Source organism: Stieleria maiorica, from assembly GCF_008035925.1.
Taxonomy (GTDB): Bacteria; Planctomycetota; Planctomycetia; order Pirellulales; family Pirellulaceae; genus Stieleria; species Stieleria maiorica.
The window spans coordinates 4,817,986-4,835,578 of sequence record NZ_CP036264.1 but is presented as its reverse complement, the minus strand read 5'-3'; the positions used below and the strand labels follow the sequence as shown (position 1 = coordinate 4,835,578).

At 59.7% G+C, this 17,593-nt stretch carries 14 protein-coding genes; 9 read left to right on the top strand and 5 right to left on the bottom strand.

What is annotated here, in order from left to right; all coding sequences use genetic code 11:
- Window positions 1-47: 47 nt before the first annotated feature.
- Window positions 48-1,181: a glutamine-hydrolyzing carbamoyl-phosphate synthase small subunit gene (gene carA, locus Mal15_RS16420; protein WP_147868757.1), complete on the top strand. Its 1,134-nt coding sequence runs from the start codon at window positions 48-50 to the stop codon at window positions 1,179-1,181.
- A 283-nt stretch (window positions 1,182-1,464) separates the two neighbouring features.
- Here carA and Mal15_RS16415 read toward each other — a convergent pair whose 3' ends face one another.
- Window positions 1,465-1,962, bottom strand: coding sequence for a hypothetical protein (locus Mal15_RS16415; RefSeq protein WP_147868756.1), 498 nt, complete (start codon window positions 1,960-1,962; stop codon window positions 1,465-1,467).
- 313 nt (window positions 1,963-2,275) lie between these two features.
- On the opposite strand from Mal15_RS16415, the gene Mal15_RS16410 reads away from it, so the two are divergent.
- From Mal15_RS16410 to Mal15_RS16385, 6 genes are all read left to right on the top strand, one after another.
- Window positions 2,276-3,190 carry an O-fucosyltransferase family protein gene (locus Mal15_RS16410; protein WP_147868755.1) on the top strand — a complete coding sequence of 305 codons (915 nt, stop codon included), beginning with the start codon at window positions 2,276-2,278 and terminating at the stop codon, window positions 3,188-3,190.
- Between the two features lie 7 nt (window positions 3,191-3,197).
- Entirely contained in the window at window positions 3,198-4,376 is a 1,179-nt protein-coding gene (locus tag Mal15_RS16405; protein ID WP_147868754.1) for a 3-hydroxyacyl-CoA dehydrogenase family protein, read from the top strand.
- 160 nt (window positions 4,377-4,536) lie between these two features.
- Window positions 4,537-4,959 carry a gamma-glutamylcyclotransferase family protein gene (locus Mal15_RS16400; protein WP_147868753.1) on the top strand — a complete coding sequence of 141 codons (423 nt, stop codon included), beginning with the start codon at window positions 4,537-4,539 and terminating at the stop codon, window positions 4,957-4,959.
- A gap of 126 nt (window positions 4,960-5,085) precedes the next feature.
- Entirely contained in the window at window positions 5,086-6,591 is a 1,506-nt protein-coding gene (locus Mal15_RS16395; RefSeq protein ID WP_147868752.1) for a Gfo/Idh/MocA family protein, read from the top strand.
- A gap of 619 nt (window positions 6,592-7,210) precedes the next feature.
- The gene (gene lysA / locus Mal15_RS16390; protein WP_147868751.1) at window positions 7,211-8,485 is read left to right on the top strand and encodes a diaminopimelate decarboxylase; all 1,275 of its coding nucleotides are present in this window, start codon (window positions 7,211-7,213) and stop codon (window positions 8,483-8,485) included.
- A 46-nt stretch (window positions 8,486-8,531) separates the two neighbouring features.
- Window positions 8,532-8,786, top strand: coding sequence for a hypothetical protein (locus Mal15_RS16385; RefSeq protein ID WP_147868750.1), 255 nt, complete (start codon window positions 8,532-8,534; stop codon window positions 8,784-8,786).
- Window positions 8,787-9,264: 478 nt separating this feature from the next.
- Here the strand turns inward: Mal15_RS16385 and Mal15_RS16380 are convergent, their stop codons facing one another.
- Window positions 9,265-9,951 carry a toprim domain-containing protein gene (locus Mal15_RS16380; protein ID WP_147868749.1) on the bottom strand — a complete coding sequence of 229 codons (687 nt, stop codon included), beginning with the start codon at window positions 9,949-9,951 and terminating at the stop codon, window positions 9,265-9,267.
- 52 nt (window positions 9,952-10,003) lie between these two features.
- On the bottom strand, window positions 10,004-10,885 hold the full coding sequence (locus Mal15_RS16375; RefSeq protein ID WP_147868748.1) for a carbon-nitrogen hydrolase: 882 nt from the start codon (window positions 10,883-10,885) through the stop codon (window positions 10,004-10,006).
- Window positions 10,886-10,910: 25 nt separating this feature from the next.
- On the opposite strand from Mal15_RS16375, the gene bioD reads away from it, so the two are divergent.
- Window positions 10,911-11,603 (top strand): dethiobiotin synthase, encoded by a 693-nt coding sequence (bioD, locus tag Mal15_RS16370; protein WP_167546856.1) that lies wholly within the window; start codon window positions 10,911-10,913, stop codon window positions 11,601-11,603.
- A gap of 67 nt (window positions 11,604-11,670) precedes the next feature.
- On the opposite strand, the gene lptB is transcribed toward bioD, so the two are convergent.
- Both lptB and lepB read right to left on the bottom strand, forming a co-directional pair.
- Window positions 11,671-12,564, bottom strand: a complete 894-nt coding sequence (lptB, locus tag Mal15_RS16365; protein ID WP_147868746.1) for an LPS export ABC transporter ATP-binding protein — start codon at window positions 12,562-12,564, stop codon at window positions 11,671-11,673.
- A 44-nt stretch (window positions 12,565-12,608) separates the two neighbouring features.
- The gene (gene lepB / locus Mal15_RS16360) at window positions 12,609-14,612 is read right to left on the bottom strand and encodes a signal peptidase I (RefSeq protein WP_147868745.1); all 2,004 of its coding nucleotides are present in this window, start codon (window positions 14,610-14,612) and stop codon (window positions 12,609-12,611) included.
- A gap of 1,034 nt (window positions 14,613-15,646) precedes the next feature.
- Between lepB and Mal15_RS16355 the strand changes: the two genes are divergently transcribed.
- Entirely contained in the window at window positions 15,647-17,530 is a 1,884-nt protein-coding gene (locus Mal15_RS16355) for a hypothetical protein (protein ID WP_167546855.1), read from the top strand.
- Window positions 17,531-17,593: the final 63 nt, after the last annotated feature.

Genomic DNA, 17,593 nt, shown 5'->3' with positions numbered 1-17,593 from the left:
CACACCCGCCCCATTCCGCTAGCATCGGCAATCGCACCACCATTCTTATGACCCGAATCGCGAAACTCGCACTCGAAGACGGCACGGTTTACACCGGAGAAGGCTTCGGCGCCGAAGGCGAAATCTACGGTGAAGTCGTATTCAACACCTCGATGACCGGTTACCAGGAAATCCTGACCGACCCCAGTTATCGCGGTCAAATTGTGACGATGACGTACCCGGAGATCGGAAACTACGGCATCAATTCGATCGACGTCGAGCACGAAACGCCTTCCCTGGCCGGCTTTATCGTTCGCGAAGAGAGCCGAATTTTCAGTAACTATCGCGCCGAAGGAGCCTTGTCGGCCTACCTGGAACAACACGGCATCGTCGCCCTGGCAGGAATCGACACGCGTTCGCTGGTGCGACGCATCCGCGAGATGGGTGCGATGCGGGGGATCCTGTCAACGAGCGACTTGGACGACGCCTCGCTGGTCGAAAAAGCGAAAAATAGCCCCGGGCTGGTTGGCCGAGACCTGGTCCGCGAGGTGATGCCCTCCGAAGCGCGGCAATGGGATAGCCGCCTGGATGAATGGACCGCGACGGAAATCGCGCGGGGCGCCAACCCGACCGCCAACGGTTCGGCCAATATCGTCTGCATGGACTTCGGCATGAAATGGAATATCCCACGGCACTTCGCCTCGCGAGGGAACCAGGTCACCGTCGTTCCGGGCGACACCCGTGCCGACGACATCCTGAAACTCAACCCCGATGGCGTGTTCCTGTCGAACGGGCCGGGGGACCCCGAACCGCTAGATTATGCCCACAAGACCATTGCGGAACTGATCGGCAAGACGCCGCTGTTCGGCATCTGTCTCGGACACCAATTGCTCTCGCTGGCCTGCGGTGCGAAGACGTTCAAGCTGAAGTTCGGTCACCGGGGGGCTAACCAACCGGTGCTGGATTTGCAAACCGGGAAAGTTGAAATCACGACCCAGAACCACGGTTTTGCCGTCGAAGAGTCGTCGCTGCCGGATTGCCTGGAAATCACACACCGAAACCTGAACGACGACACGATCGCGGGCGTTCGGCACCGAGAGGCCAAAGCGTTTGGCGTTCAGCATCACCCCGAAGCATCCTCGGGGCCGCACGACAGCCACTACCTGTTCGATCGCTTCCAGAGCGTGGTCGCGAAAGGGTAAGTTCCGTGCGCCGAGAAACCTTCCCCCCCCTTTCGATCGGCCGGCGGCTCTGCCGCCGGCCGATCGAAAGGGGGGAGATGGGCTTTCTTTCCTGGGGTTGCGGTCACTCCGCTGCGCTCGTTCCCTGACCCCAGGCTATGGATGTGAATGCCCTTTGGGCAAGTGCTGCGGAATTCATTCCGCAGCATAGTGAAACAGCCTTCTGGGCTAACAACGAAGATCGATGATCACCACTGACCGGTACTAACCAAAAGGTCGCTCAGCACTGCCCGCCCCGAATCGCCTAGCGAACGGGCTCTTGCTTTAGAAAGTCGTTGACCGAATGCGACGTGTCTTCGTCAGCGGATTTCGGGAACGGGGCGAACAGATTGCTGAAGAACCCACCTTGTTGCTTGGCCTGGGGCGCCGGAGTCGTCTGGCTGTTTTGACGGAACCCGGCGGGGATCAATCGCATCGGATTCAGTGTGTCCTTGGTGCGTTGCCAGCTTTTCTTGGCGGTCGTGGATACCTCGTCGACCAAGCTGTCTTTTTTCGTGATCACGCGATCCTTTTCCTGCTTGGTCGGCAAGAAGCTGGACATCGTGGGCATTTTCAGCTTTGGCATCTGCCAGTTCATCGGGTTCAGCCCGCTGACCATCCGGGTCAGCGGATTGCCGGGCAACGCTGGCTCGGTCGTGGGATCCTGGCTCGTCGGATCCTGGGCGGACGCATGGGGCGGTGACGCGACGGTCATCGCAGTGAGAAACAGGACGCAGGTGAGGGCAATGGTTCGAGTGTTCATCGCGGTGAATCGTCTCCCATGGGCGAAGCAGAGCGAGTTAGGGGGCAGTGGTGCGGCTTGCCGGCCGATACCGCTCACTCGACGCGTCGGACGAGCGGTATTGGCCTTTTGGCGCGTGGGCTGCGTATCGCAAGATTCCGCTGTACAGGGCAAGACCAGTTTCTCAGGGTGGGGGACAGAACGCCTGAGATTGCAGCGGTTAAACGTCAGTGCTCGCGTGGCGAAAAACGCGGAACCGGCCTTGTTGGCAGGTTCGGCTCGGCGATAGCATCGCCCGAAACGTTGTTCGACGCACAGCCAGGGCCCCGCTCCCATGATGATACTCTCTCGACGGTACGGCCAACTCGGGAATCGGCTGGTCCTCTATTCGCACTTGATCGCGGCGGCTCGGCACTATCGGGTTGAGTTCCGCAATCCCAGCTTCGCCGAGTATGCGGACCTGTTTCCCAGCACGCGGGACGACGTTTGGTGTCGCTATGACGCGCACCTGAGGCCGTCTCCCAACCACCGCCCGTCTCGACGTCAGCCTTCACAGCGTTGTCGCAATGCTTTGATGCACACCATGCAGGCGGTGGCGAAATCGATGAACGCCATCGGGATGCGTCATTATCCGGCCAAGGTGATTCGCTTGGGGGCCGGCGAAATTTGCGATTTGGAAGGCGACCGGTTTCGCAGCGCGATCGAATCCGGTCGGACGCTATTGTTGCAGGGCTGGCTGTTTCGCAGTCCGCGACTGTTGGAACAGCATTGGCCGCACATCCGTCCATTCTTTTCCGTGTCCAAGACCGATCGAGATGCGATCGATCAGCGGATTCGTCAGGCGCGGCGCGAGAGCGATGTGTTGGTCGGCGTTCACATCCGCCGCGGCGACTATGCCGATTTCCTGGGCGGGCAATATTACTACGACGACGAACTGTATTCGCGATGGATGCACAGCGTCTGCGATCAATTGCCCGGGCGGCGGGTCCGGTTTTTGGTTTGCAGCAACGAGCAATTGGACGAAAAAGCGTTTGCCGGTCTCAAGATCAGCCGGGGGCCGGGCACGGCGTTGCGGGACATGTACGCGTTGGCGGAAACGGATTGGATGATGGGGCCGCCCAGCACGTTCACCGGCTGGGCCGCGCTGATCGGCAATCGTCCGCGTCTGGAATTGGAATCTCGCGAGTACCGCGTTGTCGTTCCGCAGCCGGATACGTCCCAGCCGTTCGTGGAGCAGGTTGCGGCCTGACCCTCTGATGCAGCCACCTTGTTCCCAATGGCCCGACGACTTGCCCCGCGTCCTGCTGGTCGGTTCCGGTGTGGTCGGCCGAGCGATCGCCGATGCCCATGCGAGTCGTGAGATTCCGTTTTGCCTGGCCGACCAAGATGGCGACGCACTGCGTGCCGCGGCCCAATCGTTTGCCGATGCGGGTCTTTCGACACGCGAGTGCTCGCCGCCGGTTGACTCGTTGCACGGCATCGTGGTCGGCAAAAACGAGTCGACCGACGCGTCACAGACACCGATCGTGATCGAGTCCATCGTCGAACAATTGGATGCCAAGCAAGACTTGATGGCGTCGATTCAACAAGGCCTTGGGAGCGATGTCGTGTTGTGCAGCAACACATCGACGCTGAGGATCGATGAAATTGCCGGTCGCCGGCTCGATTGCCCCGAACGAGTTTGCGGAATGCACTTCTTCATGCCCGTTCATGCCCGTGCGGCGGTGGAAGTGGTCGCGGGACGGCGCAGCGACGACGACGCCATCCAAGCGGTCGTCCAACATGCCACGCGTCTGGGGAAACGAGCGATTCGATGCCAGGACGGCCCAGGGTTTGTCGTCAACCGAATGCTTTCGCCCTACCTGAATCAAGCGTTGCTGTTGCTGTGCCGAGGGGCGAGCGAAGACCAGATCGAGCGCGCGGCCTTGGCGTACGGAATGCCGCTGTCTCCGTTGGAGTTGATCGATTGGATCGGAGCACCCACGATGTATCATGCCGGCAGGGCGTTTTGCAGCGCTTTTCCACATCGGGTCGATCCGTCGCCGCTGGTGCCGGCACTGCTGAAACGCAAACGGCTCGGCCGCGCCGTCGGTAAGGGGCTGTACGATTACAGCGACGGGCGGCGCAGTCGCGCGCTGGCCGAAGAAACGCAAACGCTGATCGAAACCTACCGAACCGATCGGCGTGAGTTTTCAAATGGCGACGTGTTGCTGTTGCTGTCGATTCCGATGTGGATCGAAGCGACATGTCTGTTGAAAGAAGACATCGCCGATTCGATGGCAACCGTCGACTTGGCGATGGCCGGTGGGCTGGGATTCACCAGCGATGCGAACTGGTCAGACTTTTTCAACCAACTGGGCCAGCAGCGGATCGAGGATACGATCGACAGATGGCAATCCGAATTCAGGTCGATGCGAATGCCTGAGACCAAATGAAAATGGGCGATCTGGCGGCGGTTGGTCAAAAAATTGAGTTGGTCAAAAGATGGGTTGGTCAAAAAATAGAGTGGGCCAAGAGATCAGCTTCGCAATCGTGGCTCCCAGCTCCCAGCTCCCAGCTCCCAACTCCCAACTCCCAACTCCCAACATCAAACCGATGATCGATTCGGTCTTTGTCTACGGAACGCTCAAGCGCGGACAATGTCGCGAGTCCTGTTGGCCGGTCCGGCCGTTGCGGGTGATGCCGGGTTGGATTCGCGGCACACTGTACGGGCGCGAGGACTATCCGGCGCTGTTGCCTGGTGAACATCGCGTGGTCGGCGAGCTTTGGGTGTTTGACCCCGGAGCCATACCCCGGGTGTTGTCGGTGCTGGACGATATCGAAGGGACCGACGGCAATTCGGCCGACGACCTCTACCATCGGCATCTGGTCGAGGTACGCAATGACGCCGGCGAATTGATCGCAACGGCATACAGCTACTTTTATCACCGCGATCCGATCGCAGATGGATTTTCGATCGTGCCGGCTCCCGGCGGCAATCAATCCTGGCCGGTGGAACGATCGCCGCGTGGTGAATGAAAGGCACTGGCGGGCGATGGGTGTCATGGCAGCCGCGGATACCAATTTGCGGCCGATCAGTTACAATGGCGGGCTCGTTTTTCCCGCCACCATCCCACCCGCCAGAATCGGCCGAGGCATTCGCGCATGCACCCACCCGCTGAAAAAAACAGTACCGACCGACGATCCTTTCTCAAACGCGGTGCCACCGCATCAGCCGTGGCGAGTGTCTCGGCGATGACGCTGCCCGGGCGTGCCGAAGCGGCCGCGAACTCGAATGAACGGCTGCGAATCGGATTCATCGGCCCCGGCGGACGCGGTTTCGGCGCCCACGTCAAGACGCTCTGTGGCCTGCACGGCGAAGGACGCAAGATCGATCTGGTCGGCGTCGCCGAGGTCTATGAAACGCAGCGCGACATGGTTGCCGATTACATCAAAGATAAAACAGGCACCGATCCGGGACGCTATGTCGATTACAACGACATGATCGCCAAAGAGAATCTGGATGCGGTCTGCATCGGCACTCCCGATCACTGGCACCACAAGCAGATCATCGATTCGCTCGCCGCGGGATTGAACGTCTACTGTGAAAAACCGATGACCAAAACGGTCGCCGAAGCCTTCAACGTCGAAAACAAGTGGCGTGAATCCGGCAAGGTCATGCAGGTCGGCGTCCAATCGACCAGTTTGCCGGTCTGGAACGAGATCCGAGCGTTGCTGCAGGAAGGGAAGCTCGGCAAGGTGCTCGGATTCCAAACCGAATACTTCCGCAACAGCAACGTCGGCCAATGGCGTTATTACAAGTTGGTCGAGGACATGAACCCCAAGAAGATCGATTGGCAACGCTGGCTGGGAACCAACGAAGAACTCGCCCCGGAAATGCCGTTCGACCGTGCGGTTTACAAGCAGTGGCGACGATTCTGGCCGTTCGGCAGCGGCATGTTCACTGATTTGTTCGTGCACCGGACGACGTCGATGTTGAAGGCGACCGGATTGCGGATCCCCGGACGCGTCGTCGGCGCCGGCGGGATTTTCCTGGAATATGACGGACGTGACGTGCCGGACGTTGCCACGGTCGCGGCCGACTTCAACGAAGGCGTCCAGGGACTGATCACCGCGACGATGTGCAACCAAGAATCGCGAGTCAATCAGTTGATCCGCGGTCACTACGGAACGTTCGAACTGGGCAACGGCGAAGGCTTTGACGGGTTCGACTTTGTGCCCGAGCGGCGCCAAGTCACCTCACAAGGCGATTCAGCCAAGCGGACCTTTGAAAGCGAGCGGATCGCGACGCAACCGGTCAAGAACACGACCAAGGCCCACTTCGAAAACTTCTTGGACGCCTGTGAAGCCGGCGAGCCCGAGTTGTGCAACAACCCGCCGGATTTGGGCGCCGCCGCGATGGCCGTGGTCAACCTGGGAGCCCAAAGCTATCGCAACGGCGAAGTCTACTTCGTCGATTCCGACAGCCGCGACATCAGCACCAAGGATCCAGGTTGGGCCAAGAAATGGGAAGCGAAGTCGAAGGCGCGTGAATTGCCCAATCACATCGCGGGCTGGAAAGCCGGTGATTTCGGCAGCAAGCTGGACGAGCCGGAGTACATGAGCCTGGGCGGCCCCTGGGTCGACGGCAAGGCCCCCGCCGGATCCTAGGCTTCGCCCACAGACTCCTCGGCGAAGAACGCGTTCCCAGGCTCTGCCCGGGAACCCACTGAGCTCGTTCCCAGGCTCCGCCCGGGAACCCACTGAGCTCGTTCCCAGGCTCCGCCTGGGAACGCAATGCACGTGTGGCTCCTGCCACACCACCCCAGGCTCCGCCTGGGTTGCACAAAATCGTTCGATTCCTCCGTGTTTTCGGGCGTAAGGTTGTGGCGTTTTCGATTCCGCGAAACCCTTTTGGGATCAGCCGTTTGGCGCCAGCCTACGGGCTCCATGGACGCTGGGCCTTTCTCGACGCTGGTGCCCGAACGCTTGCGCGAATCGGCTGATCTCACTCGTGTTTCGTCGCCCGATGGCCGCTGTGAGTCGGACATCCATCGCGGAATGATTTCGCTCGATTTCTAATCCACCGCAAACTCCGGAGATTGCACAGCCCGGGGCAGAGAGTTGTTTTGGCGTGGTTCGACCGCGGCGCCGGCGGGGGCTGCGGTCTCGATACTCCGTCCACTGCAACCACCTCGCCGCCGTGGTGGCTGGACAAAAACGCCTGTTTGGGCACAAAATGCGGGCCGCCGGTTTTCCGTCTCGTTTCCCTTTCCGCCCCACGATCTCGATGGCCACGCTTTCAACCCCCACGTTCTCGACCAGTCGCCATCAAATTGCGGGATTGTCCGTCGCAGAGTTGGCAAAGCAGTATGGCACCCCGCTGTACGTGTACGACCTCCGTTTGATCGAGCAGCGGATCGCGGATTTGAGTGCGTTTGATGTGATCCGCTACGCCCAAAAAGCGTGTGGGAACATCGCGATTCTCGATCGCATGCGGAAACACAACGTCGTCGTTGATGCGGTCAGCTGCGGCGAAATTCAACGCGCGCTGGCGGCGGGGTATTCGCCCCAAGGCCACGAAATCGTCTACACCGCGGACATCTTTGACGCCGCCGCATTGGACTTGATCGTCCAACACAAGCTGCACGTCAATTGCGGATCGCCCGACATGATCTCGCAATTAGGCGAGCGTCTGCCGGGTGCCGACGTGACGTTGCGGATCAACCCCGGATTTGGACACGGCCACAGCCAGAAAACCAACACGGGGGGCCAGCAGAGCAAGCATGGGATCTGGCACACACAAATCGACGACTGCTTGCGACGGGCCGACCAGCACGGTGTGACCGTGACCGGGCTGCACATGCATATCGGCTCGGGCACCGACCTGGAACACCTGAGCGAAGTTTGTGAAGCGATGGAACGCGTGGCGATGGAAGTCGGACGCACCGTCACGACCATCAGCGCCGGTGGTGGATTGCCGGTCCCGTACAGCGAGTCGGAAACGTACGTCGATTTGGACAAGTACTTTCAATTGTGGGACGCCACCCGCAATCGGGTCAGCGAATCGTTCGGGCATCCGGTCACGCTGGAAATTGAACCGGGACGCTACTTGTCGGCCGAGTCGGGGTTCTTGATTGCGGAAGTCCGCAGCGTCAAAAAGGTCGGCGATAACCTGTTCGTGTTGCTCGATGCGGGGTTCAACGACCTGGCGCGACCGGTCATGTATGGCGCCCAGCATCCGATCTCGGTCTGTGCCGCTGATGGTGCGGCGGTCGACGATCGTGAGACCGTCGAAGCGGTCATCGGCGGCCCGCTCTGTGAATCCGGCGACATCTTCACCCAACGCGAGGGCGGGTTCGTCCACAGTCGTGAATTGCCGATGTGCCGCGTCGGCGATTATGTGATTTTGGAAAATGCCGGCGCCTACGGTTTCGTCATGGCTAGCAACTACAACAGCAAGACCCGCGCGGCCGAGGTGCTGATCGAACAGGGCCAGGCCAAACTGATTCGCAAGCGGGAAACGTTTGACGATCTGATCCGCAACGAGATCATTCCGGAGTGAGGCAGCGGTGCATTTCGCTCGGCGCGGACTGTTGACGATCGCCATCGTGACAGCAGCATGGCTCGCGTTGATTCATCTGGCGCGCCCCGTTGCGTTCTTGCTGTTCGCAATCGCGGCCTTCAATACATTGTCGCTGCCGGCGATCCTGGTGCTGCTCGGTTTGACGTCGCCGCAAAACGGTAACGTGTTGGATGTCAAATCGAATCCGGTGTTCATGGCCCTGCTTACCGCATGGACGGTCAGCATCGCGCTGTGCGGTTTGTTTTATGTCGCCGCGATGCTGCAAGATTGGATCGGCTAGGAACCAGCCTCCCGCCACATGTCCGTCATGCTCCTCCGTGCCAGCGGGAAGCGAGACGGTCAGTTGATATGCGAGCCCGCAGCGCTAACAAGGGGTGGACGATTCACCGCAGCCATCGGACGAAAAAACATCAGTGACATCAGCCGATTTGCGCAAGCGTTCGGGCCCCAGCGTTTATGGAGGCCCAGCGTTTATGGAGGCCCAGCGTTTATGGAGGCCCAGCGTTTATGGAGGCCCAGCGTTTATGGAGGCCCAGCGTTTATGGAGGCCCAGCGTTTATGGAGGCCCAGCGTTTATGGAGGCCCGTAGGCTGGCGCCAAACGGCTGATCCCAAGAGGGTTTCGCGGAATCGAAAACGCCAAAATCATACGAACGAAATCACGAACGAATCGAATGATTTTGCGCAGCCCGCGCAGAGGCTGGGAACAAGTGAAACGCGATTTCCGCAGACCACCAAGCCTTTAGCCGCACTGCACCGTTAGCCGCATTGCCGACCAAAAATCTCTCCGGCAGCCAACGCGTCGGTGTGCTGCAGCAAGTACGCCGTTCTGGAATTCGGATCGACGCACAACTCGCGTAGCGTTGACTCCGCCAGGCTGGCCAATCCGCGATAGCGATGATGGCGATGTTGAATCCGCTTTTCATCCAGGACGCTGCGGATGCGTTGCAGATGATCTTCGCTGTAGGCATGCAGCGTGTCGGCATAGCCGTGGGCGCGGATTTCGAACAACGGCGATTTGACCAGCGAGACACGATTGGCGTCCAACAGCGGTCGCAGGTACGTGTCAAAGAACAGCAGCATCAACGCCCCGCAGTGAATTCCGTCGGCGTCGGGGTCGAACAGAAAAAGGACGCGATCGTAACGCAGGTCCGCCAGGTCTTCGGCGTGCCATCCGGCGCCCAAGGCGTCGATCAGCGCGGTGTACCACTGGTTCTTTCGCACCGCGGCATCCGACGCCTTGGTCGCGTTCATCGGCTTGCCTTGCATCGGCAACACGGCTTGGAATCGGGCGTCGCGAACCCGGGCGACGGCTTTGGACGCCGAATCGCCTTCGACGACAAACAGCTCGCGGTACGGCCGGTCCATCCCTTGGGCACCGCTTTGGGCGGAGCGTCGGGTCGGCGAGCAATCGATCAGTTTGGTTTTTTGGGTGATAAATGTCATGCCGCCCTTTATCCCGGTCCCGATCGACACCTTTGGTCCTGGCGGATCGAGATTAATCGATCAAACGTTTGCAAAGCCCCTCGTAGGCGTCGATGCGTCGGTCGCGCAGGAAAGGCCAGTGCGTTCGCACGACATCGATCTCATCCAGGTTACAGTCGACGCACAGCACCTGCTCGTCCGAATCACCGCCTTGCGCGACGACTTCGCCTCGCGGGGAGACCACAAACGAGGATCCCCAGAACTCGACTTGTCCTTCTTTGCCGACCCGATTGGGGGCGCCCAGCCACAGCCCGTTGGCGATCGCGTGGGCTCGCATCGACGTCTGCCAGGCATCCAACTGGCCCGCACCGAATTCCTCTTTTTCACCATCGATCCAGCCGATCGCGGTGGGGTAGAACAGGATCTCTGCTCCGGCCAGGGCGAACAATCGCGCCGCTTCGGGGAACCACTGGTCCCAGCACACGCCCACGCCCAGTTTGGCATAGCGGGTCTGGATGGTGCGAAACCCCAGGTCGCCCGGCGTGAAGTAAAACTTTTCGTAGTACAGCGGGTCGTCCGGGATGTGCATCTTGCGATAGGTGCCGGCGATGCTGCCGTCCCAGTCGATCACGACCGCGGTGTTGTGGTAGACGCCGGCGGCGCGGCGTTCAAAAATCGGGGCCACGATCACCATTTCGTGCCGTTTGGCAAGCGTCTGCATCCGCCGCACCGATGGCCCTTCCAGAGTTTCGGCAAAGTCAAAATTGCAGTGATCCTCTTCCTGGCAGGGGTAGGGGGTTGCAAAAAGCTCTTGAAGACAGACGATCTGGACGGATTCGGACGCCGCTTCATCGACCCGTTTTTCCACTTCGTCGAGCATTTGGTCCAGAGAGCCGGCGTACGACATTTGCAACAGTCCGATTCGTACGCTTCGACGGGGCACGCTTTCGTTCATTTCAGGTAGGGGAAGAGGTATTGCTTTGAAGATCGTCTTCGTTTCGGGAACCGGCACGGAAGTCGGAAAGACTTACGTTGCACAACAACTTGCGGTTGCCAAACGGGACGCCGGTATTCGCATAGGAGTTTACAAGCCGGTTGCCAGTGGTTGTATCCGGCAAGGGGGCAATTCGGAAGCGGATTCGACAACTGTTGCGGGCGAGCTTGTTTCCACCGACGCCATCGCGCTTTGGGAGTCGGCGGGATGCCCCTTGGATCTGGATGCCGTTTGCCCGCAGCGATTCGAGGCGGCGGTGGCACCGGACGAGGCGGCCAGGCGGTCGGGGCGACAGGTGGACGTGTCGCTAATAAGTCGCGGCGCGGAACGTTGGCGTGACCACTGTGACACGTTGATCATCGAAGGTGCCGGGGGGCTGCTGAGCCCGCTTGCCGACGACCTGTTGAACATCGACCTGTTTCGAATGTTTCCTGATGCGGAACTCTATCTGGTCGCGGCCAATCGATTGGGCGTGATCCATGAAGTCCTGGCGACCTGCCGCGCGGCGGCTGTTTCACAGGTCACCGTCGACCGTCTGTACCTGTCCGCGACCGGTCCGACCACGGATGATTCCGGCCGCAGCAACGCCGACCAAATCCGCCATTGGTTGCCACAATTGGACGTTCGAGAAGTGGGTTGGAAACAGGGTTTAGACGAGGTAAGAAGATTTCGGGGGTAAGAAAATGGTGAAATCCCGATCCAGGTGATGGAGCATGTTTCAAGACTCGTTCCACCATGCCGTGCGGTTACACATCCGAAACATTCGACCGTCGCCGTAACACGCGTTTGCGTTGAAAGTGCGGTGGCGGAACGGGGGCACGCTGCGATTCCGGGGGAACGTCAAGGACCGGTGACGGTTCCGGCATCGGTTCCATCACGGTCTTGGAACGGGCCGCTCCGTCCATGTCGCCCAAGTATTCCTCGCGGACCTTGGGATGCTGTTTGACTTCCTCCGGCGTGCCGTCGATCAACACACGGCCCTGGTAGATGACATAACATCGGTCCACCGTTCCCAAAATCTCGCGGGCGGCGTGGTCGGTGATCAACACGCTGATTCCCGAATCACGCAGTTGCGTGATCACCCCTTGGATCGACTGGACGGTCACCGGGTCGATGCCCGCAAACGGTTCGTCCAGCATGACGATCTTGGGATCCGAAACCAAACAACGAGCGATCTCCAGCCGTCGCCGTTCACCACCGCTCAGACCCGCCGCGCGGCTCTTGCGAATGTGCGTGATGTTGAATTCTTCCAACAGTTCGTTGGTTCGTTCTTTGCGCTGCTTGCGATCCATCCCCAACAGCTCCAGCAATGCGGAGATGTTTTGTTCGACGGTCAGCTTCTTGAACACGCTGGGTTCCTGAGGCAGGTAGCCCATGTGTCCGTCTCGGGCGCGACGAAACATCGGCCAATCGGTGACATCGCGTCCGTCCAGGTAGACACGCCCGCGATCGGGCTGGATCATGCCACAGATCATTCGAAAACTGGTCGACTTGCCCGCCCCGTTGGGGCCCAACAAGCCGACGATCTCCGCCTTGCCGACATGCAGGTTCACGCCGTCGACGACGCGTCGCCGGCCGTAGGTTTTTTGCAGATCGGTCGCTTCCAGAACGGTCGTTGATTCGTCGTGATCGGAACGCATCGAACTTGAAATCCATTTCGAGAATGATTGAGAACCCGAGATCGCTAACGGATGAATCGGAAGCGGTCAAAATTTGGCGTGAACGGCACCGGGGATTTCCACGGGTGTGGCCAGAATACCATCAGCGCCTTGCCCACCAATAGATCGCGCGGGACGTAAGACGCATCGGCGAACATGTACGCCTGATCGCGGAATCGGTCCGGCAACCGATGGCCCAGTTTGGTCCCCGCCCAGCAACGCGCGTCCAGACTTTCCGGGCTGTTGTCGCCCATCGGGAAAAACTGGTCCTCTGCCAGCGGGAAGGTGACCTTGCGGCGAGTTTGCCAGCCCGGGAATTGTTCCCACAGATCCGGACGCGCCATCACCGCTTGGATGTCACGGAAACTGACGTTTTGTTGTGCGAGCTGATACAGCACGTTCATGTCATAGTCAAAAATGCCGAACGAGCTGTTGTCGGTGGCGACGTAGTATTTGTCGCGGTCAATTTTGACACGATCGATCGTCGCCGCTCCGCCACGCACGGCGATCCCCAGCGGGGCGGCATCGAGCGGATGGACGCCGTCTTGATAACGCGGATAGGCTTCGTCTTTGCTGCGGAATTCGCGGGCATCAAAGGTCGTCGGGCCGTCAAATTCGACCAACGAATCGTCGATCCACAACAGCAATTGATCATCACAATTGCTGTACCGCACCGAAAACGAATCGCCCGAGCGAGCTGCGGTTGATCCGGTGACCGTCGCGGTCTTTTTTCCGTCCGGGCCGGAAAACTCCAACGCTTGTTGGCCGTCCAGGATCGAGAGCGTCGCGTTGCCGTTTTCCAGGTCGATCCGGCATTGGTACTGGATCCCTGCTTCGACCAACTCCAGCGTCAGTTCCTTGCACTCGCCCGACGCGGTCACGTCGGATTCGACGATCAAATCGCCGACCCAATGCAGCCCGTCGTCGGCCAAGTCGCGCTCGCCGAATCGGGCGTCACCACGAAACTGCGACAATGGACCACCGGACTGGTAGTCCGGATTGAACGTCGGCGATCCGGACCAACGACCGTTGGAAGGCGTCTTGTCATAGACGTCGCGGCTGGGAACGGTAATGTAGCAGTCATAGCTGTAGAAATCGGTGATCAGCCGGCTGCTGTAGGGATCGACATTGCCCAGTGTTCCTCCGTTGGCGGCGCTGTCCCACTGGGCCTCGGTCGGCCAGCGATGGAAGTATCGCAGCCAATGCGTTCTTGATGCGTCGCCGGGTTCGACTTTGGCGACCAAGCCTTCTTTGCTACGGTCGATCGTCCATGAATCCGTCGGCGGTGACGACGTGTTTTCGTGCCAGGGTTGGATGCGGCTGGGATAGCTTGATTTAATCAGCAAATCCGATTGCTGGTCGGAGTCATAGACGTGGTGTCGCATCGCCAACAGTTTGTCGGCCGGCTTGCGGAGGATGGTCTCCGACGCCGGTTGCTCGGTCGGGGCTGCGTAGACGTCACCATGCATGACGCTGACGGTTTCATTGGGCAGTCCGACCAGTCGTTTGATGTAGTTTTGTTTCGGATTCCCCGGGAACTTGAACACGATCACGTCCCAGCGTTCGGGTTCGCTGAGCGTGTAGGCGAACTTGCTGACCAGAATGCGGTCGCCGTTGAAGGTGGCCGCGTTGCTGTCGTCGGCCAGATCCAGATTGTTCACGAAGCGACAATTGGGGCAGATGCCGGCAACAACCGTGTCGTCCTGGTAGGGGCCGCGGCGCTCCTTGCTGGCGCCGATTTGAAAACGATGGTCGCACTGCTGACAATCGACGTCCTTGTGGGCCCCCATCAGGGTCGGCGCCATTGAACCGGTGGGGATCACAAAGGCTTCGGCGACAAAGGCCCGAAATAGCAATGCCAGCACGAAGGCGACGACAAACGCTTCGACCGTTTCGCGGTGCGCCGAGGTGCGAATCGAATCGCCGAACCGCTGTTCAGGTGTCCGATCGTCTGCTTGCGACTCGTCCTTTGAGCCGGACTTTTTGCCGACCTTGCCGGTATCGCTCGATTTCTTCGGTTTTCGCGTCATTCGTCGCTGTGGATCAGGTTTGGTAAGAGAGTATGAACGCAAAGCACTGGTCGCCCTCTCGTCGCTCCCAGAGGGAGGGGGCTGAGCGGTGTTTCTGGCGCTTGCGCAGTTGTCCCAGTCAATGGAGGGATATTAGCCGGTTTGCCGCCCGCTGGGAACTTCGATTGAGCGTGGCGATTCTTGGTTGCGGCTCCGGACACCCCCGCGGAAAACCTCAACACCGGTTGAATTTGACCAATTTTCCTCTCTCCAAAATCTTCGTACGTCTACACGCTGAGGCGGCGTCTGGTCGCGTCGATGGGAATCAGCCTGGGATGACTGAATGAAGGAATGGCAGAATGATTCGGGGCAGAAGGATGAAATGCACTGGAATGAAGTGCGTAGGCTGGTCCCCAATGCCACCTATTTTCGATCACAAACTGAGCCGTAGGCGCTAGCCTCGGGCCTTACAGGTCTTGAAGGGCAATCCAAGGCCCGCGGCGAGCGCCGTCGGCTCATAAAATAGGTGCCATTGGCCTGGCGCCATACGGCCGGTCCCAAGCGGGTTTAACGGAATCGAAAACGCTAAAATCCTACGAACGAATCGGACGATTCCGCGCAGCCCAGCGCCGCCTCAGAATGAGGACCGTCTCCAGCCATTGTCCGCAATTGCTCCCCCGCGATTGGCACATTCGCCCGGCCTCGAGCCTTACCGCCGCACATCCGAGCTGCACTTTTTCGACGGAACCGATAGAATAGCGACGGTCAGTCGAACTTGAGTTTCCTCTCCCGGGCTCGTATTCCGCCGCAGCTTGGTTTTCGATTGGGCTAGACCGTCGCCGTCCTCTTCGAGGTCGGCCCGGGGAAAAGCTTTGCTTTTCCGGCCGCCGAGTTCGGAGAACACGGCGACGGGCGGAACGCATCGGCAATCCGAAAATTGAGCTGCGGTAAACTACAAGTCGAATCAAATGCTGAATTATTCGCAAAACAATTCCCGCCGAGGCCGCCTGCTGGTCGCCATATTACTCGTCTGTTGGGGGGCCATTCAAGGCTCCATGGCCTCGCTTGAGGCAGCCGATGGAGCGGGCGGCGCGACGGAAACCAAGAAATCGACTGACCAGCTGATCCACGAACTGATCGAAAAACTCGGCAGCGACAGCTACGCCACCCGGATCAGGGCCCGGAATCAGCTGAAAATGTACGGCCTGGAAGCCTTCGATGCCCTGCGCGAAGCGCAGAACCACGACGACAGCGAGATTCTGTCGGCGGCCCGCTACCTGATCAGCAGCCTGCAAGTCAGCTGGTCCAAGGACTCCGATCCGAAAGAGGTGCAGGAGATCCTGAGCGAATACGGCGCCCAGAACGAGGCCGACCGGCTCGGACGTATCGAACTGCTGGGTCGGTTGCGGGATCAGATGGGCGTCGAGCCTCTGGCCCGGCTGGCTCGATTCGATCCCAGCGTGCCGCTCAGCCGCCGCGCCGCGATGTTGGTGCTGAAGCAACCCCTGGGGCGAGAAAAAGCCAGCCGCCGTCGACTGGCTGAACGCATCGAATCGGTGATCGGCGAAAACGACCGCGATCCGTCCCAATGGCTACTGGCCTATGCGGCCGATTTGCGTGCCGGAAGTTACTCTCCCGAGCGCTGGGCGGAACTCGTGCGACAGCAGCGAATGCAGGTCGATTCGGGGGTCAGCCCGGACGTGACCTCCGCCTCGGTGATGCAAATGATCCGCGTGTTGGCCACCCGGGCACTGTCCGAAGACGCACGCCAGTCTGCCTTGGCGTTGGTGATGGAACACATCGATCTGATCGCTCCGGCCACGCGTGACCTGTCCGAGCATGCCGGCTGGTCCATCCGCCAAGGACTGTTCCCGATCGTGGTGACGTTGTACGAAAAGCACCAGCACACTTTCCGTGAAAACGCCGAACTGTTGTACTCCGCCGCCCAAGCCTACGACGAAATCGGGCAAAGCGAACTCGCACAAGAGCTTGCCGCCGAGGCGTTGCAGATCAACCCGCTTCCGGAGATCGCGGCCAGCGATTCGGCCGAGCCCGGCGACGAGGAGAAGCCCAAGGCGGTTGAAAACGCGATCACCGATCACCAGCTCCAGGAAATCGCCTACGCCCACTACCAGGTCGCGCTGCTGTTGCGTTCACGAGGCCGATTCAAATGGGCCGAGCGAGAGAATCGCGAAGTCATCAAACACTGCGACATCGAATCGATCGTCGGCGTCAGCGCGCGTCAGGAACTGGCCCGGATGTTCAGCGAACAACTGCGACACGACGATGCCGCCACCGTGCTGTTCCCGATCGCCGATCGGGCCCAAAAAGATCGGCTGTACCAGTCGCGGATGGGACGCTGGCAGATCAGTTTGAGCCGGATTCGAAGCCTGTATGAATACGAGTCCGGACTGGCGTTGCTGGAAAAGAGCGGCGAAGATCGGGCGAGTTTGAACGAGGTCAAAAGCAAGCTTCAACTCGCCTATCGATTCGACAATGACAACATCGACATCCTGATCCGCATGTATCGTCTGGACGACCCCGGCGACCCGGATTGGAAACAGTCCGTGACCAAACAGATTGTGCAGAATCGAGATGCGTTGAAACAACGGATCGCACGGATCGAGTCACGAAAGAAGATCATTGATCCGAAGGACTACAAGGCAGAATTAGGCGACGCGTACAATCAATACGCTTGGCTGGTCTCCAACACCGAAGGCGATTATGAGCGTGCGTTGAAGTGCAGCCTGGATTCGCTGGAGTTTCTCGATGCGGACGACATCCCCTATCGCGCCGCCCGACTGGATACCTGTGCCCGCTGTTACTTTGCCCTCGGCAGGGTCGAAGAAGCGGTCGCCACGCAGCAGCAAGCGATCAAGCTGGACCCGTTCTCGCCACCGATGCTGCGTCAATTGGAAGAGTTTCAAGCGGCACTGTGACGGGAATGCAGAGGGTAGGTCAGGCGATGCCTGGACGGTGCAATATCTGGAGTCTGCGGAGGT

Bases quoted from the DNA above. Each gene is read 5' to 3' on its own strand.
- carA (WP_147868757.1), top strand. From the start codon at position 48: ATGACCCGAATCGCGAAACTCGCACTCGAAGACGGCACGGTTTACACC.
- Mal15_RS16415 (WP_147868756.1), bottom strand. From the start codon at position 1,962: ATGAACACTCGAACCATTGCCCTCACCTGCGTCCTGTTTCTCACTGCG.
- Mal15_RS16410 (WP_147868755.1), top strand. From the start codon at position 2,276: ATGATGATACTCTCTCGACGGTACGGCCAACTCGGGAATCGGCTGGTC.
- Mal15_RS16405 (WP_147868754.1), top strand. From the start codon at position 3,198: ATGCAGCCACCTTGTTCCCAATGGCCCGACGACTTGCCCCGCGTCCTG.
- Mal15_RS16400 (WP_147868753.1), top strand. From the start codon at position 4,537: ATGATCGATTCGGTCTTTGTCTACGGAACGCTCAAGCGCGGACAATGT.
- Mal15_RS16395 (WP_147868752.1), top strand. From the start codon at position 5,086: ATGCACCCACCCGCTGAAAAAAACAGTACCGACCGACGATCCTTTCTC.
- lysA (WP_147868751.1), top strand. From the start codon at position 7,211: ATGGCCACGCTTTCAACCCCCACGTTCTCGACCAGTCGCCATCAAATT.
- Mal15_RS16380 (WP_147868749.1), bottom strand. From the start codon at position 9,951: ATGACATTTATCACCCAAAAAACCAAACTGATCGATTGCTCGCCGACC.
- Mal15_RS16375 (WP_147868748.1), bottom strand. From the start codon at position 10,885: ATGAACGAAAGCGTGCCCCGTCGAAGCGTACGAATCGGACTGTTGCAA.
- lptB (WP_147868746.1), bottom strand. From the start codon at position 12,564: ATGCGTTCCGATCACGACGAATCAACGACCGTTCTGGAAGCGACCGAT.
- lepB (WP_147868745.1), bottom strand. From the start codon at position 14,612: ATGACGCGAAAACCGAAGAAATCGAGCGATACCGGCAAGGTCGGCAAA.
- Mal15_RS16355 (WP_167546855.1), top strand. From the start codon at position 15,647: ATGGCCTCGCTTGAGGCAGCCGATGGAGCGGGCGGCGCGACGGAAACC.